This is a genomic window from Azospirillum baldaniorum (genome assembly GCF_003119195.2).
GTDB lineage: Bacteria > Pseudomonadota > Alphaproteobacteria > Azospirillales > Azospirillaceae > Azospirillum > Azospirillum baldaniorum.
This window is the reverse complement of sequence record NZ_CP022255.1, coordinates 649,070-670,210: the sequence shown is the minus strand read 5'-3', so window position 1 is coordinate 670,210 and position 21,141 is coordinate 649,070. Positions and strand designations below refer to the sequence as shown.

At 69.3% G+C, this 21,141-nt stretch carries 16 protein-coding genes; 12 read left to right on the top strand and 4 right to left on the bottom strand.

Annotated features, from left to right (window positions below; all coding sequences use genetic code 11):
• Positions 1 to 237 precede the first annotated feature (237 nt).
• From Sp245p_RS25235 to Sp245p_RS25200, 8 genes are all read left to right on the top strand, one after another.
• A complete protein-coding gene (locus Sp245p_RS25235; protein ID WP_014199539.1) occupies positions 238 to 1,269 on the top strand; it encodes a ChuX/HutX family heme-like substrate-binding protein in 1,032 nt (343 codons plus the stop codon).
• A 16-nt stretch (positions 1,270 to 1,285) separates the two neighbouring features.
• The gene (locus Sp245p_RS25230) at positions 1,286 to 2,161 is read left to right on the top strand and encodes a heme/hemin ABC transporter substrate-binding protein (RefSeq protein WP_014199540.1); all 876 of its coding nucleotides are present in this window, start codon (positions 1,286 to 1,288) and stop codon (positions 2,159 to 2,161) included.
• A complete protein-coding gene (locus Sp245p_RS25225) occupies positions 2,158 to 3,267 on the top strand; it encodes a FecCD family ABC transporter permease (protein WP_014199541.1) in 1,110 nt (369 codons plus the stop codon). Before Sp245p_RS25230 ends, Sp245p_RS25225 begins: the two co-directional genes overlap by 4 nt.
• Positions 3,268 to 3,269: 2 nt before the next feature.
• Positions 3,270 to 4,091 carry an ATP-binding cassette domain-containing protein gene (locus Sp245p_RS25220; RefSeq protein ID WP_109139002.1) on the top strand — a complete coding sequence of 274 codons (822 nt, stop codon included), beginning with the start codon at positions 3,270 to 3,272 and terminating at the stop codon, positions 4,089 to 4,091.
• 62 nt (positions 4,092 to 4,153) lie between these two features.
• Positions 4,154 to 4,822: a response regulator transcription factor gene (locus Sp245p_RS25215; RefSeq protein WP_014199543.1), complete on the top strand. Its 669-nt coding sequence runs from the start codon at positions 4,154 to 4,156 to the stop codon at positions 4,820 to 4,822.
• A complete protein-coding gene (locus tag Sp245p_RS25210; protein WP_109139001.1) occupies positions 4,809 to 6,281 on the top strand; it encodes a sensor histidine kinase in 1,473 nt (490 codons plus the stop codon). Before Sp245p_RS25215 ends, Sp245p_RS25210 begins: the two co-directional genes overlap by 14 nt.
• Before the next feature lie 87 nt (positions 6,282 to 6,368).
• Positions 6,369 to 6,917, top strand: coding sequence for a heme utilization cystosolic carrier protein HutX (gene hutX / locus Sp245p_RS25205; protein WP_109139000.1), 549 nt, complete (start codon positions 6,369 to 6,371; stop codon positions 6,915 to 6,917).
• A 111-nt stretch (positions 6,918 to 7,028) separates the two neighbouring features.
• Positions 7,029 to 9,338: a TonB-dependent hemoglobin/transferrin/lactoferrin family receptor gene (locus Sp245p_RS25200; protein WP_014199545.1), complete on the top strand. Its 2,310-nt coding sequence runs from the start codon at positions 7,029 to 7,031 to the stop codon at positions 9,336 to 9,338.
• 125 nt (positions 9,339 to 9,463) lie between these two features.
• On the opposite strand, the gene Sp245p_RS25195 is transcribed toward Sp245p_RS25200, so the two are convergent.
• Positions 9,464 to 10,063, bottom strand: a complete 600-nt coding sequence (locus tag Sp245p_RS25195) for a hypothetical protein (protein WP_014199546.1) — start codon at positions 10,061 to 10,063, stop codon at positions 9,464 to 9,466.
• Positions 10,064 to 10,074: 11 nt separating this feature from the next.
• Positions 10,075 to 10,884: a helix-turn-helix domain-containing protein gene (locus Sp245p_RS25190; RefSeq protein WP_014199547.1), complete on the bottom strand. Its 810-nt coding sequence runs from the start codon at positions 10,882 to 10,884 to the stop codon at positions 10,075 to 10,077.
• A gap of 742 nt (positions 10,885 to 11,626) precedes the next feature.
• On the opposite strand from Sp245p_RS25190, the gene Sp245p_RS25185 reads away from it, so the two are divergent.
• On the top strand, positions 11,627 to 12,925 hold the full coding sequence (locus tag Sp245p_RS25185; RefSeq protein WP_014199549.1) for a hypothetical protein: 1,299 nt from the start codon (positions 11,627 to 11,629) through the stop codon (positions 12,923 to 12,925).
• 66 nt (positions 12,926 to 12,991) lie between these two features.
• Here Sp245p_RS25185 and Sp245p_RS25180 read toward each other — a convergent pair whose 3' ends face one another.
• Complete coding sequence (locus tag Sp245p_RS25180; RefSeq protein ID WP_014199550.1) at positions 12,992 to 13,840, bottom strand: ParB/RepB/Spo0J family partition protein; 849 nt, start codon at positions 13,838 to 13,840, stop codon at positions 12,992 to 12,994.
• Positions 13,830 to 14,825: an AAA family ATPase gene (locus tag Sp245p_RS25175; RefSeq protein WP_014199551.1), complete on the bottom strand. Its 996-nt coding sequence runs from the start codon at positions 14,823 to 14,825 to the stop codon at positions 13,830 to 13,832. The genes Sp245p_RS25180 and Sp245p_RS25175 overlap by 11 nt, the downstream gene beginning before the upstream one ends.
• Before the next feature lie 479 nt (positions 14,826 to 15,304).
• On the opposite strand from Sp245p_RS25175, the gene Sp245p_RS25170 reads away from it, so the two are divergent.
• Genes Sp245p_RS25170 through Sp245p_RS25160 form a run of 3 tightly spaced genes read left to right on the top strand, consistent with a single transcriptional unit; the run spans position 15,305 to position 21,032 of the window.
• A complete protein-coding gene (locus Sp245p_RS25170) occupies positions 15,305 to 16,912 on the top strand; it encodes an ABC transporter substrate-binding protein (RefSeq protein ID WP_014199553.1) in 1,608 nt (535 codons plus the stop codon).
• A gap of 16 nt (positions 16,913 to 16,928) precedes the next feature.
• The gene (locus Sp245p_RS25165) at positions 16,929 to 20,582 is read left to right on the top strand and encodes a hybrid sensor histidine kinase/response regulator (protein WP_014199554.1); all 3,654 of its coding nucleotides are present in this window, start codon (positions 16,929 to 16,931) and stop codon (positions 20,580 to 20,582) included.
• A 30-nt stretch (positions 20,583 to 20,612) separates the two neighbouring features.
• The gene (locus Sp245p_RS25160) at positions 20,613 to 21,032 is read left to right on the top strand and encodes a response regulator (RefSeq protein WP_014199555.1); all 420 of its coding nucleotides are present in this window, start codon (positions 20,613 to 20,615) and stop codon (positions 21,030 to 21,032) included.
• The last annotated feature ends 109 nt before the right edge of the window (positions 21,033 to 21,141 follow it).

The window sequence follows — 21,141 nt, the reverse complement described above, 5'->3', positions numbered from 1 at the left end:
GCGCTTGTGCCGGACGCACCGCCACGCGCAACCCCCTCACCGGCCCTGCGGGCCACCCTCTCCCCGGAGGGGAGAGGGCTATGAAGGTCAAATGCGATTGCCCTGGCCCGCCGGGCGATTAATGCCGGTTAATGATCGGCGCCTTGTAACTGATAATGCTTCTCATGATCATTTGCGGGAGATTTGGCCCTGTCCGGACGGGCCGACCACACCGCATCTTGTCAAGGGAAGCCCCCAATGCCCGACACCCGCCTGCCCCCCGTTCTTCCGCCCGTCCTGCCGCCCGTCCTGCCGCCCGTTCTGCCGATTGCCGATCCCATCCTGTCCACCCTCCCCGGCTGGGAAAACGGTGCCGCCGCCCGCCCGACGCGGCTCGCGGTGGACTGGACCGACGCCCTGAGGACGCTGGACGTCCTGGGGACGGTCCGGGTCGTCACCGGCAACCGCAGCATCACCCATGAGAAGACCGGGCGCTTCGGCAACGTCGACGGCAACGGCCCGGCCCTGATCGTGCTGAACCGCGAAGTCGATCTGCGCGTCTTCCCGCGCCACTGGACCATCACCGTCCACACGCCGGAAGCGGACGGCGAGGCCGAGGCCATCCGCGTCTTCGACCGCCACGGCCGCGCCATCCACGCCATCCACCGCACCGCGGAGACCAACGCCGCCGCCTGGGACGCCTTCCTGATCCTGCACCGCGCCGCCGACCAGGACGCGCCGGCCCTTGAGCCGCCGCCCGCCCCCGCCGCCGAGCGGCCCGACGCCGAGATCGACGTGGAGGGGCTGCGCGCCGCCTGGAGCGCGATGACCGACGTGCACGAGTTCTTCGGCATGCTGAGGACCTTCGGGGTCGGGCGCCGGCAGGCGCTGCGCCTCGCCGGGCCGGGCTTCGCGCGGGAGCTGCCCGCCGCCGCCGTCCTGCCGCTGCTGGAGGCGGCGCGCGACCGCCGCCTGGACATCATGATTTTCGTCGGCAACGCCGGCTGCATCCAGATCCACACCGGCACGGTGGACCACCCGACGACGGCCAACGGGCTGCTGCGCATCGACGACACCGGCTTCACCCTGCGCGCTATCCAGGCGCGGCTGTCCAGCGCCTGGGTCGTCCACAAGCCGACCGACAAGGGCGGCATCACCACCGTCGAGCTGTACGACGACCAGGGCGACAACGCGGCGATCCTGTGCGGCCAGCGCGACGAGGACAAGCCGGAGCGGGCGGAGTGGCGCGCGCTCGCCGCCGAGCTGCCGGCGCTCGCCGCGTCCCTGTGACGGGGGGGACCGGCCGATGAGGCACGTGCGCTTTCTCCCCGCGGCGATCGCCGCCACCCTCGCGCTCACCACCGCCACCCTGGCCGGGGCGGCGGAGCGGCGGATCGTCACCGTTGGCCCGCCGGTGACCGAGCTGGTCTACGCGCTCGGCGACGGCGGCTCGGTCGTCGGGCGCGACACCAGCAGCCATTATCCGCAGCCGGTGAACGGCCTGCCCGACGTCGGCTACATGCGCGCCCTCTCGGCGGAAGGGGTGATGTCGCTGGCCCCGACCCACGTCCTGGCGATCCAGGGCGCCGGCCCGGAGACGACGCTCGACCAGCTGCGGGCGCTCGGCGTCACGGTGGAGGTGGTGCCGGAAACGCCGACGCTGGCCGGATTGCTCGACAAGGTGGAGCGGGTCGCCCGCCTGCTCGGCCGGGAGGCGGAGGGACGGCGCTTGGCGGACTCGCTGAATCGCGACCTCGCCGCGCTGGCCGCCGTCGCTGCCCAAGCCGGAACGAAGGACGGCGCGCCGGTCGTGCTCGGCGTGGTCGGCGGCGGGCCCGGCGGTCTGATGGCGGCGGGCAGCCGCTCCGTCCCCGCCGCGCTGATCGCCATGGCCGGCGCCCGCAACGCCCTGGAGGTGGAGCGCGACTATGTGCCGATGTCGTCGGAGTCCGTCCTGGCCGCAGCGCCCGACATCCTGCTGGTCAGCCGGTCGCTGGTCGACCGCTCGGGCGGGCTCGACCCGTTTTTGGCGACACCGCAGCTCGCCCTGACCCCGGCGGCCAAGGCCCGGCGGGTGGCGGTGGTGGATGGCGCGCTGCTGATGGGCCTCGGCCCCCGCACGGCCGAGGCGGTCGCCGAACTCACCCGCGTCCAGGACGCCTCTCCCCAAGGACAACCATGAGCCTGACCGTGTCCATGCCGTCCTCCCGGAAAGGGGACCGGGCGGCGCCGTCCTTCCGGCGCCCGCCCCTCGTCCCGGTGCTGGCGGCGCTGGCCGCGGCGCTGGCGGTGGCCGTGCTGACCGCCGTCGCGACGGGCGGCGTGTCCGTCCCGCTCGACCGCAGCCTGTCCCACCTCGCCGCCCTGCTCGGCCTGCCCGGAACGCCCCTGTCCGAACGCGACTGGATGGTGCTGACCATGCTGCGCCTGGCACGCATCGTCCTGGCCGCCGCGGTCGGGGTGACGCTGGGCGTGGCCGGGGTGGCGCTCCAGGCCGTGTTCCGCAACCCCCTGGCCGACCCCGGGCTGGTCGGCGTGTCGAGCGGTGCGGCGCTGGCCGGCTCCGCCGCCATGGTGCTTGGGGTGTCGGGGCTGGGGCTGGCGCGCAGCGGCCTGTCGCTCGCCACCGTGCTGCCGTTGGCCGCCTTCCTCGGCGCGCTGGCCGCCACCGTGCTGATCCTGGCGATCTCCCGCCGCGACGGGCGCAATTCCCCCGCCACCATGCTGCTGGCCGGCATCGCGGTGAACGCCATAGGCGGGGCCGGCATCGGGCTGTTCAGCTACCTCGGCGACGATCTGGCGTTGCGCCAGATGACCTTCTGGATGATGGGCGGCTTCGGCGGTTCGAGCTGGGCGCAGATCGGACCGGCGATGGTGCTGATGGGGCTGGCGACCGCCGGGCTGCTGGCCGGGGCGCGGCGGCTCGACCTGTTCGCCATGGGCGAGCGGGAGGCCTTCCTCCAAGGCCTCGACCCGCACCGCTTCGCCGTGCGCACGGTGCTTCTGGTGGCGCTGGGCGTCGGCGCGGCGGTGGCGGTGTCCGGCCTGATCGGCTTCGTCGGGCTGATCGTGCCGCACGTCATGCGGATTCTTCTGGGGCCGGTGCACCGCCGGCTGATGCCGGCGACGGCGCTGGCGGCGGCGGTCCTGCTGGTCCTGGCCGACACGGTGGCCCGCACCATCGCCGCCCCGGCCGACGTGCCGGCCGGCCTGCTGCTGGGCGCCGTCGGCGGTCCCTTCTTCCTGTGGCTTCTGCGCCGCCGCTCCGGCGGACTGGGAGGGGCCTGACCATGCTCGAAGCGATCGACGCCGGCCTGACCATCGGCCGCGCCCGCCTGCTCGACGGCGTGACCGCCGCGGTGCGGCCGGGTAGGGTCCTCGCCATCCTGGGACCCAACGGGGCCGGCAAATCCACGTTGCTCTCCCTCCTCTCCGGGGAGCGGCGGCCGACCGCCGGGCGCGCCCTGCTGGACGGGGTGGCGATGGCGGCCATCCCGGCGCCGCGGCTGGCCGTCCGCCGCGCCCTGGTGGCGCAGCACCAGCAAGTCGCCTTCGCCTTCTCGGTGGAGGAGGTGATGGAGCTGGCGACCGAGCCCTGGCTGATCCGCCCCTGCGACCGGCGCGCCCTGATCGCCGATTGCCTGATGCGCGCCGGGGCCGGCGGGCTGGCTGGCCGGCTGATGCCCCAGCTCTCCGGCGGCGAGCGCCAGCGCGTCGCCTTCGCCCGCGCGCTCGCCCAGCTTGCGGCGGGGCGGCACGGGCGCGACGTGGCGGGGCCCTCCTATCTGCTGCTGGACGAGCCGACGGCCAGCCTCGACCCCGCCCATCAGCACCATCTGCTGCGGGCGGCGCGCGACTGGGTGGAGCGGACCGGCGGCGGCTGCGCGGTGATCCTGCACGACCTGACGCTGGCCGCGCGCTACGCCGACGACGGGCTGCTGCTGGCCGGCGGGCGCGTCGCCTGGACCGGGTCCATGACCGGCCTGCCGGTGCCGGTGCTGGAGCGTGTCTTCGGCACGGCCTTCGTCCGGCTCGATCTGCCAGAGAAGGAGGGCGTGGTCTACGCCGCCACGGGACGCGCCGCGGCGTCTGGAAAAATCATTTGCGAATGATTATTATTAGCAAATAAGGACCGAGACGGGGCGCCCCAAAGAGGCGTCGGAGGGAGGGGACGGTGCGTGTTCTGGTCGTTGAGGACGACGCGGCGGTCAGCTACTGGATCGGGGCGAAGCTCGGCGGCTCCGGCCATTCCTGCCGCTTCGCCGGCGATGGCGAGGACGCGCTGCGCCTGCTGCGCGAGGAGGCGTTCGACGTGGTGGTGCTGGACCGCATGCTGCCCAAGCTGGACGGCATGGAGGTGCTGAGGCGCCTGCAGGGCACCCGTCACCCGCCGGTCCTGGTGCTGTCCGCCCTGGACGAGACGACGGAGCGGGTGGCCGGGCTGCGCGCCGGGGCCGACGACTATCTGGGCAAGCCCTTCGACTTCGCCGAGTTGCTGGTCAGGCTGGAGCATCTGGCGACCCGCCGCGCCGTCCTGGCCGGGGCCGGCGACGTGCTGGAGGTCGCCGATCTGGTGATGGACGTCACCCGCCGGCACGTGACCCGGCGCGGCGTGCCCATCGAGCTGACCGACAAGGAGTTCAAGCTCCTGCACATCCTGATGAGCAACCCCGGCCGCACCGTGACCCGCAGCATGCTGCTGGAGAAGGCCTGGGGCTACGGCTTCAACCCCCCGACCAATCTGGTGGAGGTCCATGTCTTCAAGCTGCGGGCGAAGATCGACAAGGAATTCGACCCGCCGCTTCTGAAGACCGTGCGGGCCATCGGCTATGTCCTGGGCTAGCCCGTCCGGGGCCGGGCCGGCCTGGGTCCGGAGGGTCCGCCGCCATCTCGACACGCGCAGCTTTCGCCAGGCCATGGCCATCGGCGCGGTCTTTCTGGTGGTGGCCGGCGCCGCCGTGCTGTGGAGCCGCGCCCTGCTGGTGGAGCTGGTCAACGAGCATGTCGTCGACCTGCTGGAGCGCGACCAGGAAACGCAGCGCCTGCACGGCGGCTTCGGCGACGCCGCCGCCCTGGTCGCGGAGTTGCGCCGCCGCGAGCGCTTCGCGCCGGAGGGCACGCGGCGGCGCATGGTGATCGACCGCGACGGCCATGTGCTCTACGGCGACGAGGCGATGGCCCGGCGCCTGCTCGCCGTCATCGCCTGCGGCGGTCCGGCCCCCTGCGAAACCGGCCGCATCGACCAGCGCGGCGACGGCTGGAAGGTGCGCGGGATGGTGGTGCGGCTGGGCGACGGCGGGCGCTACGTCAACGCCTACGACCTCCAGCCCATGCTCGACCAGCTCCGCGCCGTGCCGCTGGCGGCGGGCTGCGGCGTGCTGGTGTTCCTGCTGACCAGCGTGGCCTTCGGCCTCCGTTTCAGCGCCGGCACGCTGCGCCGGGTGTCGGCCATCACCATGGCGCTGACCGCCTACGCGGCGGGCGACCGCGACCGCCGCGTCGCCATCGCCGGGCCGGACGACGAATTCGCCCGCCTCGGTCGCGAGATCAACCGCACGCTCGACCGCGTGACCCGGCTGGTCGAGGAGGTTTCCAGCGTGTCGAGCAGCATCGCGCACGAGATGCGCACGCCGCTGACCCACCTGCACAACCGGCTGATCACCATCGCCGAGAACTGCCCCGACGACGCGCTACGCCGCGAGCTGGAGGAGGGGATCGAGGAGACGCGGCGCATCCAGCACCTGTTCCGCGCCATCATGCGGCTGGGCGAGATCGAGACCGGGCGCTGCACCCTGGCGGTGGAGCCGCTTGACGCCAGGGCGCTGCTCGACGAGGTGGCCGAATCCTACCTGCCGCTGGCCGAGGTCACCGGCACCGTCATCACCGTCGCCGTGGAGCGCGACCTCGATCTGCGCGGCGACCGCACGCTGCTGTTCCAGACCATCGCCAATCTGGTGGACAACGCCCTGAAATACGCGCCGGGCGAGGCGCTGCACCTGTCGGCCGGACGGCGCGACGGCTGGAACGAGATCACCGTCGCCGACCGCGGTCGGGGGCTGGCACCCGGCCAGCGCGCGCTCGCGGTGCAGCGCTTCTGCCGGCTCGACCCGTCGGACCGGGTGCCCGGCCATGGGCTCGGCCTCGCCATCGTCGACGCCATCGCCCGGCTGCACGGCGGCGCCCTGCGGCTGGAGGACAACGGGCCGGGCCTGCGCGCCGTGGTCCGGCTGGAGCGCCGGGGCCGGCCGGTCCCCTCCCCCACTTCCGCCGTTCCCGGCGCCATCACCGTCCTTCTCCATTAAGCGAAATTAAGCGAAGCGCCGTTGAGCCGATTTGCAAATGCGAACTATTCTCAATTCAGTTTGCAACCGACGCTTCGGACCGCTTCCATGCCGCACAGCACCCCCACCGCCCCGCCCCCCGACACGCTCGCCGCCCTGCGCGAACGCCTCGCCGCCGCGCCGAACGGCGTGCTGGAGGCGGTCGCCGCGGAGACCGGCGTCAGCCTGCTCGCCGTCACCGAATGCCTGCCGGACGGCTTGCGCGCCTTCGCGCCGGGGGAAACGGCCGAGGCGGCGATGCTGGACATGGCGGAGTGGGGCACGGTCACCGTTCTGGTTCACAGCGCCGACCTCGTTTTGGAATGCAAGGGGCCGCTGCCGCGCGGGCAGTTCGGGCGCGGCTTCTACAACCTCGCCGGCGGCAGCCCGATCGGCGGCCACATCCGGCTGGACCGCTGCCGCACCGTCGGCTTCGTCCGCCGGCCCTTCATGGGCAGCGCCGACAGCGCCTCCGTCGTCTTCTTCAACGGCGACGGGGAGGCGATGTTCAAGGTCTTCGTCGGCCGTGACGACGCCCGCCAGCTTCTGCCCGATCAGGTGGAGCGGTTCGAAGCGCTGAAGGCCCGCCTATGCGGGGCGCCGGGCCAGACCGCCTGAGTCAGCGCCAGCGCCGGCGCCGGGCGGCTTCAGCCTATTATTTGCGAATAATACGCAATCGCATTTCCACAAAAACAACACGCCAGAAAAACCTCGTGCAGAGAGACAGAGATGATCGTGCCACCCGTGTCCCACCGCCCTGCCCTCCCACCGTCCCGCCTGCGCGCGGCGCTGTGGCTGTCGGCCTCCGCCCTGACGCTGCTGGCCCCCGCCGCCCAAGCGCAGCAGACTCAGCAGGCCACCACCCAGACCGCGCAGGCGACCACCTCGCCGCCCCCGACCATCCTCGACGCGGTGACGGTCTATGGCGAGCGCGGCCTGCGCAGCGTGGGCGAGAACACGGGCACGGTGTCGGTCATCCCCGATTACGAGCTTGAGAAGCGCGGCGTCCACCGCCTCCAGGACCTGCCGCGCTACGAACCCGGCGTGACGGTCAGCAACTCCCCGTCCCGCGCCGGGGCCGGCGGCTTCACCATCCGCGGCATTAGCAACAACCGCATCCTGATGCAGGTCGACGGCACGCGCCTGCCGGAATCCCCAGCCTCCGCCGCCCCGTCCGCCGGCTACAACCGCGATGTGGTCGATCTGGACTCGGTCAAACAGGTGGAGATCGTGCGCGGCCCCGCCTCGGCGCTCTATGGGTCGGACGCGCTGGGCGGCGTGGTGACCTATGTGACCAAGGACCCCGCCGACTATCTGCGGCCCGGCCGCGACAGCTTCGTGTCGCTGAAGACGACCTATGACAGCGTCGATTCCAGCCTGTCGGAGACCGGCACGGGGGTGCTGCGCTCCGGCGACTTCTCCCTGCTCGGCATCTACACGCGCCGCGACGGGGAGGAGTACAAGTCCAAGGACAAGGCCTACCGCAACCCGCAGGACTATGAGGGCAACAACGGCCTCGCCAAGCTGGTCTGGGACCACGGGCCGGACAAGGTGACGCTGACCGGCGAGTATTTCCACCGCCACACCGACACGACGCTGCGCAACGACGTCGGCGGCAGCGCCAGCTACATCTTCTCCATGGTGCCGATGCGGATGACGCGCGGCGCCTTCACCAGCTCCACCGCCGACGACACGGCGACCCGCTGGCGCGTCAGCCTGGAGCACGCGCACGACGCGCCCATCGGCTTCATCGACCACATCGACTGGCGCCTCTACGGCACCCAGTTCGACCGCGAGGAGAAGCGCACCCGCAACGCCCGCGTCGCCACCTCCACCAGTCCGCTGTTCGCCGCCGGCACCGCCCTGCGGGAATCCACCAGCAACGAATCCAAGCAGACGATCATCGGCGGCGCCGTCAACCTGCGCTCCGACACCCAACTCTTCGGGCTGCGCAACAGCATCTCCTACGGCTTCGGCGTCGATTCCATCCGCACCGAGCGGATGCGCGACGTGACTCTGACCAACCTCGCGACCGGGGCCACCGCGAAGAGCTACAACGGCGACACCTACCCCAGCCGCACCTTCCCCAACACCGACACGCTGATGGCCTCGGCCTACGTGCAGGACGAGATCACCATCGACCGGCTGCGGCTGGTGCCGGCGCTGCGGCTCGACTATTACCGGATGGACCCGGACAAGGACGCCGCCTACTTCGCCGCCCGGCCGTCCACCCAGCCGGAGAAGCTGGACAAGCTGGCCCTGTCGCCGAAGTTCGGCGCGACCTACGACCTGACCAGGGAATACGCGCTGTTCGGTCAGTACGCGCACGGCTTCCGCGCGCCGCCCTACGACGACGCCAACCTCGGCTTCTCCAACCCGACCTACGGCTACGAGGTGCTGCCCAACGCCGACCTCAAGCCGGAGAGCAGCGACGGCGTCGAGGCCGGCCTGCGCGGCAAGTTCGGCGACGGGTCGAGCTTCCAGGTCTCAAGCTTCTACAACCGCTACAGCGATTTCATCCTGCAGAAGGCGGTCGGCACCGGCGCGGGCGGCATCCTGCGCTATCAGGCGCAGAACGTCTCGAAGGTCGAGATCTTCGGCGCCGAGGGCAAGGGCGAGTGGCGGTTCCGGCCGGGCTGGGCGCTGTTCGGCGCGGCGGCCTTCGCCCGCGGCTTCGACATCGACGCTGGCACCGCCATCGACGAGGTGGCGCCCTTCACCGTCAACGCCGGCCTGTCCTACACCGCGCCGGATGATTTCTGGGGCGCGCAGGTCGCCGCCACCCATGTGATGGCGAAGACGGCGAGCGACGTGAGCAACCCGACCTACCTGAAAGCCCCGGCCTACACCACGGTGGATCTGGCCGCCTACGTCAACCCGACGGAGAACATCAGCCTCGGCACCTCGGTCAACAACCTGTTCAACCAGGGCTATTACAACTACGTCAACGTCGTCGGCGTCAGCGAGACCTCGCCCGACCGCCGCCGCTATCTGGAAGCCAGTCGCTCCTTCCTGGTGCACGCCACGCTCAAGTGGTGACCATACACGCCACTGTCCATTCGGCGCGTCCCGGCACCGCCGCTCCGTTGGGGGCGGCAGTGCCGACCTGTGTTCGATCGGGTCATCCTTCAGAGGATCCGGCACCCAGGGCTTCTCGCATCGGCTCATGGAAACCGGCGGATCTCCGCCAGCCCGGTTCCGGCATCGGAAGCCTGAAACGCCTGGACGATCTGCCGGAGCCGTTGCGCCACGGCGCGCTCCTTGGCGCAGGCCTCCTCGCACAGCGCGCGCAACTCGGCGATGCTTGGCCTCCACTTCCTCGTCCGGCGCCACGCGCGCGCCGCGTCGTCGATGGCCCAGGCCGGAAACTCGCCCAGGTCCTCGACCCAGTCCATGGCGACCAGCCGCTCCACGTCGGGAGGCAGTCCCTTGGCCGGAAAATGGGACAACAAGGCCAGCACACGGCCAAGAAGATGGTCGGGCTCGGCCGGCGCGAGGATGGAATCCTGCAGGTCTGCCAGCACCCGTTGCGCCACGGCGACTTGCCGGGCGGAAAGGGCCGCCGGCGGTAACCAGTTTTCCTGAAGCCCCTCGAACCCGTTCTCGCCGAAACGCGGACGGTGTTCCAGCGTGCCGGCGGCCAGAATCTCGCGCAAGGCACCGGGAAAAGCGGCGACGAGAAGCCGGCAACGCTCAGCCGGAGCCATCGTTGGGTCGAAGGGCAGCGGGGACCGTTCCGGCAGCGGCATCATGGCGACGGACATCGACGCTCTCCTCAGAAACGGGGACGGGGGGTGGGTTGGACGCCCTTGAGCCTCGCGGCAACGGTCATCCAGGCATCGACCCGCTGTTCGGCGACACTCTGGCGAGCATGGCTGATGTTCATGACGGCCGTCCCATCGGACGGGGCGGATTTCACCGTCGGCGCTTTGCCGGCCGCCACGTCCTGGGCCAGCCACGCCCGCCACGCGGCGGAGATGTCGCGGTACCGGTAGCCGTGGGCTTGGCAGCGCAGGACGAATCCTTCGACATGCCGGCTGAGATCGACCGTGCCGAAACGGCTCCCGGCCCAGGCGAGGTCGTCGGCGCTGGGCATCCAATCCGCGGGCACCTCACACACCGGCCCGCGCCCGCCCGAAGCGAGCGAGTCCGGATTCTGTTCAGGATGATGGTGTTCATGACTCGGTACTGGACAGGGGACGTTCGTCAGCGAGTCATCCCTGTCGCTGGTCGGAACAGGGCGCAATGGGGCTTGGTCGCCGGCGGCTTGGGGGAAGGTCTCCTCGCACTGGGCGACGCGCAGCCGGTACAGGCAAGACAGCCGTGAGCCGTCGCGGCCGCGGCGGTGCTCGATGGTGACCAGACCCATGTCGTGAAGGCGCTGCAGGATGCGGTTGATGGTCGGGCGCGACCGTTTCAGTTTCACCGCCAGCGTCGACTGCGACGGCCAGCAGACGCCGTTCTCGTTGGCGAAAGTGGCAAGCGCCGCAAGCACGGCGAATCCATCCGCGTCGAGGTCGGGATGGTCGAGCCACCAGGCGGGGATCTTGCCCCAACGGCTGTTGCTCTCGGTCGTGGTGGTCATGCGGCGCTCCCGCGAGATCGTGGAACCGGCGTCGGCCGGCGTTCTTGCAGGCAGGATTCCCCGGATGCTTCGGAGTCAGCAAAGCGCGCCCGTCTCCTATCGACAGGTGGCGGGCGCGCTCGTGGTAGGTGCCAGGCGCAATTGCGAAGGTTGCAGGCGCGGCATCGGCAGGCGACAGACGCGCATATGGAGGTGGCAGGCGCGGTAACCAACGCGACTCGGGACGCGGCGAAACGCGCCTGTGACCTATCGGTGTGTCGAAAAGACTCCGGAGTTGCCCCATTCTATAGGAGGCAGGCGCGTTTCGCGAGGCTTGGGATAGGTCGCAGGCGCGCTTCGACTCGTTGGATTCTCTAGGTGACAGGCGCGGTCAACGGCCGGACCGCTCGGTAGGTGACAGGCGCGCTTCGCCGCGGTGCCGAATCTCCAGCCTGCGGAGCCTGGGAAAAGTCCTGCCGACGCGCTCCTGCGCCGGGGCTGGGCCTTGGGGGCCGCGCAATGGCGAAGTGCGGCGCGACGCCATCCCCGTGTCGAAGAAGCGCCCGTCCGATTCGGTCCCATGCCGGGGAGTCGTTCGGCAAACGCGCCTGCGACCTACTGCCTGTGCGCCCGTTGCCTACCGGAAGCGCGCCTGCCACCTACTGCAAGCGCGCCTGTCACCTTGGGTCCCACGCGCGACGTCATTGCGTTGGACGGTGGAAGAGACATAGGCTTGGTGTTCAGGATTTCGGAGAGGCACCAGATGTCGGGGCAGATCGTCGTCAAGCAGCGCCGTATGGAGACGCAGGGGCAGACCGTCCAGGGCACGCTGTTCGAGCACATCGACGCCACCACGGGCCGGCGCCACAGCGTCAACATGGTTTCTCTGTACGATCTGGCTCCCAAGTATATTTTCGACAGCCCTGAATCGAAGGCCAACGGGCAGGCGGCGCACAGCCTGGAACCCCGTGACCCGGCGGCTCAGGACGACCGCCTGCCGATGATCCACCGTCAGTTTTCCTTCGCCGATCAGATCTACCACCTCACCGTCGTTCCGGCGCGCATCCAGCGCCGGGTGAAGGGCAAGGACGGCCGTTTCGTCCGCGACGCCAGCGGGGCTCAGGTGGTGGAGGAGATCGACGCCTATCCGGGTGAACGCGAACAGATCATCGAGGACGTGATCCGCAAGCTGGCCTCGGACCCGGCGCGCCTGTCGGTGGACAATGGGGAGGCGATCCTGCGCTTCTCGCTCTACGAGGTCTGGCAGGAGCTTCGCTCGGTCCGGCACACCCTCAGCATTCCCGAGATCAAGGAAGCGCTGATGATCATGCGGCGCTGCACGGTCCAGATCGAGCGCCGCGGCCGCCGCAAGGTCATGATGGACTCCGGCATCTTCGCCGGCCTCGGGTTGCGGCAGCGTCCCAGCGAGACGGACGACGCCGACGACTCCTCGATCCTCGATGACGAGAGCAGCGATGCGGAGACCTTCGTCCAGTTCAACATGATGCTCCGCGAGGCAATCCGCCGGGTCGATTGGCACTCGATCTCATACGAAGCCTTGATGAAGATCCGCAACCCGTTCTCGCGCTGGCTGTTCAAGCGCATCGCGGAAACGCTGAGGCAGGACCCCTCGCAGTCGGTCGTCAGCATCACCGCCCGCGACATCATCCGCGATTCCGGAATGTCGGAGTGGTCGCGGTTCCGCGACATGCGGCTGCGGATTCACGACGTGGTCAAAGCGCTCGCCGACACGCAGATCGGGGCTCTCGACCGCATCGAGATCGAGGAGATCAAGGAGGGGCGGAAGTACGTCGACGTCGAGTACAACCTTTATCCCTCCCAGTCCTTCCTCGACCAGATCCGCCGCGCGGTGGCGGAGCGGGCCGTCAACGAACGCGAACTCACCTTGGTCGTCAACAACGACGATCTCGACGAGAGCGGGCGCCCCAAGCGTTTCGTTCCGGTCACTCCCGAGGTGGCCAACCAAAGCCGCCGTCGCCGTCGCGCGGCGCTGCCGAAGGGTGGCGACGGGCAGATGCCTCTGCTGGACATCGTCAAGTAAGCGTAGGCAAGGGGGCACATGTGAACAGCCCCCGCCCTCCCCTGCCGGCCCGATGAGGCAGGCCGTTCAATCGGCGAGGAGCGCCGCCAGCTTCGTCTGAATCGCTTCGAGCGTGGAGCGTTCGGCAGCGCCGATGCCCTCACGGTTCTCCTCGAGCTTGGCAACCATCTGGACGAGCCCCCGGACCGCGGCGCCGGCGGCGCGTCTCTTGAGCAAGAGGCCATCCGGCTCCTTGCGCTTCATCTCCTGACGCTGCTCGGTGATCGCCTTCGCCGTCGCTCCCCTTCTGGCGAGCCTCCACAGCTTGCGCTGCCCGTCTTCGCTGGGCGCGGCGGCGACCTCCTCCAGCGTGGTTTGCGGGACGCGGTCGGCGAGGGTCATGTACTCGTCGAGGACGTCCTGCGGCAGAGTGAGGATGCCGAGCGCCCGCGAGATCGCCGCGGGAGTCTTGCCGATCACTTCGGCCAGCTTTTCCTGGGTGTAGCCGTGCTTGTTGCGGAGGCCGTCGAGCGAGCGGGCCGTCTCGACCGCGTTCAGTGATTTGCGCTGCAGATTGTCGACCAGCGCCAGCTCGTCGGGGTCTCCCGAGAGCACCCGCGCGAAGATCGTGGTTCGGCCCAGCAACTCGAAAACCCGCAGACGCCGTCCGCCGCCGACCAGGGCGTAGCCGCCTCCACCTCCGGGGGTCACCAGGATCGGATACATCAGGCCATGCCGCAGGATGGACCGCCGCAGTTCGGTGAGGGAGGCATCGTCCTGCACGGCGCGCGGCTGGTGCGTGTGGCGGTCGATGCGATCGATGTCCAGTTCGAGCACCGAGGGGAAGTCGTCGGAGAGGTCGAATGCCTTCGGCGCCGGTCCGGTCACCTCGGCCGATGCGGTCAGGTCGGTGCGGCGGGCGAGCTTACGCGACATGGGCCTTCATCTCCTTGGCGGCAGCGCGGGCGGCGGCGGCGATTTCCTCGAAGACGGCGCGGCCGGGGATGTTCTTGACGGCGGCGAGAGGAATCACGCCCGACGCCGCCGCCTGGGCGAACACGGTCGCCCTCGGAATGGGATCGAAGATGCGGTAACGATCGCCGTAGCCCCGGCGCAGATCCTCCAGCGTCGCCTGGTCCTGGGTCAGGCGGGCGGAGAACAGCGTGGGAAGGATACCCAGCATGCGCAATCCGGGATTGCGGCGCCGTCGCAGGTTCTCCAGGGAGTGCAGCACGTTTCGCAGGCCGACGAGCGCCAACGCCTCGGTCTGGCACGGCACCAGCAGAAGGTCCGACGCCTCGAGCGCGCTGACGGTGACGGCGCCCAGGTTCGGGGCGGTGTCGAGAACGATGAAGTCGTACTGGTTCCGGACTTCGCCGATGCGCTGCCGAAGAGGGGCCAGCTTGCCAAGGGCAAGTTCGACGTCGGCATCCGCCAGGCTCATGAAGGCGGGAAGGAGGTCGAGCCGCGGTTCCGGGGTTTGGATGATGTAGTCGGCGAGCGGCCTGTCGTCCGCCAGGGCGTAGTACAAGGTCCGGCGCTCGACCTCCATCTGGTCCATCTGGGTCGGCGAGTAGCCGAGATGAACGGTGGCGCTGCCCTGGCTGTCGCAATCGATCAGCAGAACCTTCGACCCCTGGGCGAGCAGGCAATAGGCGATGCACAGGGCCGAGGTTGTCTTCGAAACGCCTCCTTTCGCCGAGCCGCACATCACGACGGTGGCGTGGCGCGGCCGATCGGTCCTGCGCTCGGTCTCGACAGCGTCCACGACCGCCTTGGGGGTCCGCTCCGATCCGCTTTCCCAGCGCGAAATCTGCGCCCGGTCGTATTTGCGGCCCAGGCTCTTGTTGAGCCAAGCGGCCAGCTCGGTCTGGCTCCACCCGCGCTCCTCGCGCAGCCCCTTGAGGCTTTCTCCGGCCATGGTTCGTGGGGTCTCCCGTCCGCTTGTCCGGCCGCATCCTTCGTCACACCCTCAACATTGTCAACGGATTTTCCCAAGATTGCCTCAACAGAGAGGTTTCGGCTTTTCAATATGAGAAGTTGCGAAATTTTGTGATTTGCGCACGTTTTGCGAGCTTAAGTCGACTTAACCTCACACCGGTCCGCTTCCGTGCGGCTGAGCCGCGCCGCTCTGGCGACAGTCCATATCGGCGCCTGTCCAGCCGCTCAATGAAACGGCGCGCTCCTCGCCATCCCTCTCGATGCGTTCGGATCGTTATAGAAAATTTCGACGGCGAAGCATTGTTTCCCCGGAGAAACTTAAAGATTGTCTTTTGAAAGATATCATCAATTGCAAGTATGCGTTCGTTGGCTTTAATCTCCGCAAACCAATTGGGGGCTCGGGCAGGTGATCCGTTGAAGGAGTGCGGTGCAGTGAAGGCAGGTTTGTTGAAAAATGGGTTGGCCCGGTTGGGCGGGGCATTCCTGATCGCGGCGACAGCTCTGGCGGGCGCCGGAGCGCAGCAGAAGGCCCAGGCGGCATCGACGTTGGTCTTCTGTTCGGAAGGCAACCCGGACAATCTGGCCCCGGCGCTGGCCCGCACCAACACCAGCTTCGACGCGATCCTGCACGCCTACGACACGCTGGTGCGCTTCGACGCGGAGTCGAAGAGCATCGTGCCCGCGCTGGCGGAATCCTGGACCATCTCGCCGGACGGCACCGTCTACACCTTCAAGCTGCGGTCCGGCGTGCGCTTTCACGACACGCCCGGCTACACGCCGACGCGCACGCTGACCTCCGCCGACGTGCTGTTCAGCTTCTTCCGGCAATGGCACAAGGACCATCCGTACCATTCGGTCGGAAACGGGGCCTACAACTACTTCAACGACCTCTCCATGGGCTCGATCCTGAAGTCGATCGAGGCGGTGGACGACCTGACGGTGCGCTTCACCCTCAACCGGCCGCAGGCGCCCTTCCTGGCCAACTTGTCGATGGTCTTCGCCGCCATCACCTCGGCGGAATACGCCGACACCATGACCAAGCGCGGGACGCCGGAGCTGTTCGATCTGGAGCCGGTGGGGACCGGCGCCTTCCAGCTTCTCTCCTACCAGAAGGACAATCTGCTCCAGTACAAGGCGTTCGAGGGACATTGGGCGGGGCGCCCGCCGCTGGACAACCTGGTCTTCGCCATCACCCCCAACGCCACGGTCCGGCTGAACCGGCTGCAGGCCGGCGAATGCCACGTCATGCCCTATCCCAACCTGACCGACCTGCCGAAGATCCGGAACAGCCCGTCGCTGACCCTGTTGCGGCAGGAGGGCTATAACGTCGCCTTCCTCACCTTCAACGTCGAGCGGAAGCCGCTGGACGACGTGCGGGTGCGCCGGGCGCTCAGCATGGCCATCGACAAGGAAACGCTGGTCGACGCACTCTACGGCGACACCGGGCGCACGGCGAAGAATCCGTTGCCGCCGACGAGCTGGGGCTACAACGACGCCATCACCGACATTCCCTACGACCCCAAGCGGGCGAGCCAGCTCCTGGCCGAGGCCGGCTACGCCAACGGCTTCGAGATCGAGCTGTGGCACATGCCGGTGGCCCGGCCCTACATGCCCGCCGGCAAACGGGCGGCGGAAATGATGGCCAACGATCTGGCCCAGGTCGGCGTCAAGGCCACCCTGGTGACCGACGACTGGTCGGTCTACATGAAGCGGCTGATGAACGGCGACCACCAGCTGGGCATGATCGGCTGGACCGGCGACAACAGCGACCCCGACAATTTCCTCTACACGCTGCTGAGCTGCGAGGGAGCCCGCAAGGGCGGCGGCAACATGGGCAAATGGTGCGACCGCTCCTTCGACGACGCCATCATCGAGGCCAAGCAGACCACCGACGTCGCCAAGCGCACCGCGCTGTACCATCGGGCGCAGGAGATCTTCAAGGATCAGGCGCCGTGGCTGCCGCTGGCCCATTCCATGGTGTTCATGGTGCTGCGCGAGGAGGTGACGGGCTATCGGATGAATCCCTTCGGCCTGCACCTGTTCCACCGCGTCGATCTCGCCCGGTGAGCGGCGGCGCGCGGTGATGACCCGCACCAACATCGCCCAGCGGATCGCCGCGGTCGGCGGCATGCCCGTGCTGGTGGCGGCGGCCATCGCCATCGTCGCGTGGTTCCTGCTGCAGCAATCCGACCGCGCCAACGGTTCGGTGGTCACCGCCGGCACGATCTACCGCGAACTGCTGGGGGCGGAGGCGGCGCGCTCCGACTATCTGAACACCGCGGCCAGCCGGCGGGCGGCGCAGGCCGTCCGTTTCGACGCCCACACCGGCGAGGCGCGCCGCCATCTGGACGCCCTGGCCGACGCCACCGAGGACGATGCGCTGGAAAGCGCCGTCAGCGAGACGCGGCGGATTCTGGACCGCTACGCCACGCAGATGGAGGAGCTGAAGGCGGTCACCGAGCGGAACGACGCCCTGATCGGCGCCATGGCCCAGCAGGCGGCCCGGCTGATCGACATCACCGACGCCGCCCGTCAGCGGCAGAACCTCGCCAACCTCGGCTATGCCGAGACGGTGGCGGACTCCGACCGCCGCCTGACCCTGCACCGCGACGTGCTGGACAACGCCCGCAGCATCTACGCCGCGCTGGCCGGTCTGTGGCGGCACGAGGCGGCCCGGTTGTCCCGCGAACACGGCCAGCCTCAAGGCGGTGGCGCCGCACCCGGCAATTCCGGTGCGCACGACACCGGCGTGCTGATGCTGCGCCTGAGCAACAGCGCGGACACGCTGGAGGAGGCACTGGAGCGGGCCGCCGTCGCGGAAGGGCGCGGGAGCCGGGGGCAAAAACGCATCGTCGCGGCGGTCTCGCAGGTGTCCAGCGCGTTGATGGACGGCGGCGACATCCGGGACAGCGCGCAGGAGCTGGAAAAGCGCATCGACCAGATCCTGAACGTCTACGGCACGGCCTACGCCGCCACGCTGAACGAGGTCACCGAACTCACCGCCCACGCCGTGTCGGCCAACGAGACCGAACAGCAGGCGCAGGGCGTGACCATCGCCGTGCTGAAGCTGGCGCACGCCACCGCCGACGCGGTGAGCCACCGGGACATCGGCGCGACCATCGCGCTGATCGCGGACGGCGCGGCGGTGGAGGAGCAGATCGCGCGGATCGCCCTGCCCCCGCTGGTGCGCGGTGGCATGATGTCCGCCGTAGCCAGCTGGCGGGACAGCCTGGACAAGGTGCGCGAGGGGCTGAGCGTCCAGGACCTGATGATCGCCCAGATGGACGCGGACGCGAAGGAGATGGCGTCGGGCGCCAGCGCGCTGAACGACACGTTCCGCAGCAACGCCGAAACCATCGGGGCCTTCCTGCGGTCCGCCCTCGTGCTCGGGGCCACCGCCGGCCTGCTGCTGGCCATCGCCGGAGCCTTCTACGCCGCCCGCTCGATCACCCGTCCGCTGGACCGCCTGCAACGGCAGATGGTTCATCTGGCGGGAAACCCGCTGACCGGCGCCATCGTGGACACCGGACGCCGGGACGAGGTCGGGGCCATGGCCCGCTCGGTGCAGCATTTCGTCACCGAGATCGCCCAGCGGGAAACCGCCCTGCACGAGGCCAAGAACCAGGCGGAGGAGGCGACGCGGGCGAAGTCCTCCTTCCTGGCGGTGATGAGCCACGAGATCCGCACGCCGATGAACGGTGTAACGGCAATGGCCGAGATGCTGGACCAGACCGACCTGACCGAGGAACAGCACGGCATGCTGGGCGTCATCCGGTCGTCGGCCCAGGCGCTCCTCATCATCATCAACGACATCCTGGACTTCTCCAAGATCGAGGCTGGGAAGATGGAGATCGAATCCGTCCCCTTCTCCCCCCTGGAGGTGGTCGAAGAGTCGGCGGAGCTGGTGGCCGGGCGCATCGAGGAAAAGGGGCTTCAGTTGTCCGTCGACGTCGGACCGGGCGTTCCCGACCGGCTGACGGGCGACCCGACGCGCGTGCGGCAGATCCTCATCAACCTGATGGGCAACGCCGTCAAATTCACCGAGAAGGGCAGCGTCGCCGTGACGGTCAGCGCCGAACCGCGGTCCGGCATGGATGGTGCCGCGGACGGCGGGGTGACGCTGCGCTTCGCCGTGACCGACAGCGGGATCGGCCTGACCGAGGAGCAGCGGGCCAAGCTGTTCCAGCCCTTCCAGCAGGCCGACAGCTCCACCTCGCGCCGCTTCGGCGGCACCGGGCTCGGCCTGACGATCTGCCACAAGCTGTGCACCATGATGGGGGGCGGCATCGGTGTGGATTCGGTGTTCGGCGAGGGGTCCACCTTCTGGTTCGAGCTGCCCTTCGCGGTGGCCGCCCCCATCGCCGACTGCCCGCAGCCCCGGACGCCGGCGGCCCCGGCGGTGGCGGTGGACGACGCCCGCGTGGTGGCTGTCGGCTTCGACGGCGCCGGCCGCCAAGCGCTGGAGGGCATTCTGGCCACCGCCGGCATCGCCCCGCTGGGCTGGTACGACCTGACCGGCGGCCTCGAGGCGGTGACCGGTACCCAGGCCGGTCCGGGGCGGCTGGTGGTGCTGGTCAATGGCGGGGTTCAGTCCGAAACCGCCATCGCCTGCTGCCGCGCCATCGTGCAGTCCCCTGCCTTCGCCGGAGGTCCCGTGCCGGCGGTCATCCTGGCCGTGCCGCGGGCGCTGGCCTCCACCATGTCGGAAGCCGACCGCATCGGGCTGCTGTGCGCCGTCAATCTGCCTCTGCGGCGGCGGCGGGTCTGGCTGGCCATCGCGGCGGCGCTAGGCCGGGCCAGTTTGGAACGGCGGTCGGAACCGCGGGAGCACGACGCCACCGGCTGGGAACCGCCGCCCATCGAATCCGCCATCGCGGCCGGGGCGCTGATCCTGGTGGCGGAGGACAACCCGATCAACCAGACAGTGATCCGCCGCATGCTGAACAAGCGCGGTTACGCCATTGAAATGGCCGACAACGGCGCCCGCGCGCTGGAGATGCTGCAGCCCGGCCGCTATGGCCTGCTGTTGACCGACTTCCACATGCCGGAGATGGACGGCTTCGGCCTGACCCACGCCATCCGTGCCCGCGAGCGGGAGCTGACGGAGGCGTTGGGCGCCGGTGCGGTGACCCGGCTGCCCATCGTCGCCCTGACCGCTGACGCCCTGCCGGGCACACAGCAACGCTGTCTGGAAGCGGGGATGGACGGCTATCTGACGAAGCCCATCGAATCCCGGCTGCTCGCCGAAACGCTGGACCGCTTCCTGCCGCAAGCCCGCTCGCTGCGCCTGCCGGCCCGCCGGACGCCTGCCAAGCCGGAGCCGGCCGCCGTGGCCGAAGCGCCGCCCGCGCCGAGCTGGGCGGACGCCGACATCGACCCGCAGATTTTCGACCTCGGCCAGCTGAGCCAGAATTTCGGCCGCGACGACCCGGACGCCATGGTCTTCCTCGGCGATTTCCTGGGCATGGCGCCGGGGCTGATCCAGGCCGCCGTGACGGCGCTGGAGGCCGGAGCCGCCGGCCCGGCCCGCGACGCGGTCCACACGCTGAAGGGGGCGGCCCTGTCGATCGGGGCGGCCCGGCTGGGCCGGCTGGCCGCCGACACCCAGGACCTGCTGGACGCCGGGGACGCGGAGACTGCCGCGCTTCTCGCCAGCATGCTGGACGCCACCCTGGACGAGTTGATCACCGCGACCGCCGCGATGCGGGCGTCGCACAGTCCCGCACCGACGTCTTGAAATCGACGTCTTGAACAAGGGCAGCCCATTATGGTGGTAGATTACGCGAAGCTGAGCATCCTGATCGTCGAGGACGACAACTTCACCCGCGGCCTGATCCGCAAGGTGCTGAAGGAGATCGGCGTCCGCTCGATCCAGGAATCCTCGAACGGCAAGGACGGGCTGATGGAGGTGGTGCGCACACGCCCGGACATCGTCTTCTGCGACATCCACATGGCGCCGATGAACGGCAAGCAGTTCCTGCAGGGCGTGCGCGGGATCAAGGTGAAGGACGTGGACAAGACCCCGGTGATCTTCCTGACCGGTGACGCCGACCTCAGCACCGTGCGCTTCGCCAAGGAGCACAACGTCAACGGCTATCTGGTGAAGCCGATCAGCCTCGCCAAGCTGCGCGACAGCATCGACGCGGTGGTGTCCAGCAGCGCCGGAATGACGCAATGGCTGACCTGAAACCAGCCTGAACCTGCCATTGCAAACGCCCTGAGGCCGGCGTCGCCGTTCTGCCGTGCGTTCGATGGGCGGGTGAGAAACGCTTCGGCTTGAGCGACACCACGCGGCG

Excerpts from the sequence above, each read along its gene's own strand:
- Sp245p_RS25225 (WP_014199541.1), top strand. The coding sequence starts at position 2,158 with ATGAGCCTGACCGTGTCCATGCCGTCCTCCCGGAAAGGGGACCGGGCG.
- Sp245p_RS25230 (WP_014199540.1), top strand. The coding sequence starts at position 1,286 with ATGAGGCACGTGCGCTTTCTCCCCGCGGCGATCGCCGCCACCCTCGCG.
- Sp245p_RS25185 (WP_014199549.1), top strand. The coding sequence starts at position 11,627 with ATGTCGGGGCAGATCGTCGTCAAGCAGCGCCGTATGGAGACGCAGGGG.
- Sp245p_RS25220 (WP_109139002.1), top strand. The coding sequence starts at position 3,270 with ATGCTCGAAGCGATCGACGCCGGCCTGACCATCGGCCGCGCCCGCCTG.
- hutX (WP_109139000.1), top strand. The coding sequence starts at position 6,369 with ATGCCGCACAGCACCCCCACCGCCCCGCCCCCCGACACGCTCGCCGCC.
- Sp245p_RS25165 (WP_014199554.1), top strand. The coding sequence starts at position 16,929 with ATGACCCGCACCAACATCGCCCAGCGGATCGCCGCGGTCGGCGGCATG.
- Sp245p_RS25210 (WP_109139001.1), top strand. The coding sequence starts at position 4,809 with ATGTCCTGGGCTAGCCCGTCCGGGGCCGGGCCGGCCTGGGTCCGGAGG.
- Sp245p_RS25160 (WP_014199555.1), top strand. The coding sequence starts at position 20,613 with ATGGTGGTAGATTACGCGAAGCTGAGCATCCTGATCGTCGAGGACGAC.
- Sp245p_RS25180 (WP_014199550.1), bottom strand. The coding sequence starts at position 13,840 with ATGTCGCGTAAGCTCGCCCGCCGCACCGACCTGACCGCATCGGCCGAG.
- Sp245p_RS25190 (WP_014199547.1), bottom strand. The coding sequence starts at position 10,884 with ATGACCACCACGACCGAGAGCAACAGCCGTTGGGGCAAGATCCCCGCC.
- Sp245p_RS25175 (WP_014199551.1), bottom strand. The coding sequence starts at position 14,825 with ATGGCCGGAGAAAGCCTCAAGGGGCTGCGCGAGGAGCGCGGGTGGAGC.
- Sp245p_RS25195 (WP_014199546.1), bottom strand. The coding sequence starts at position 10,063 with ATGTCCGTCGCCATGATGCCGCTGCCGGAACGGTCCCCGCTGCCCTTC.
- Sp245p_RS25200 (WP_014199545.1), top strand. The coding sequence starts at position 7,029 with ATGATCGTGCCACCCGTGTCCCACCGCCCTGCCCTCCCACCGTCCCGC.
- Sp245p_RS25235 (WP_014199539.1), top strand. The coding sequence starts at position 238 with ATGCCCGACACCCGCCTGCCCCCCGTTCTTCCGCCCGTCCTGCCGCCC.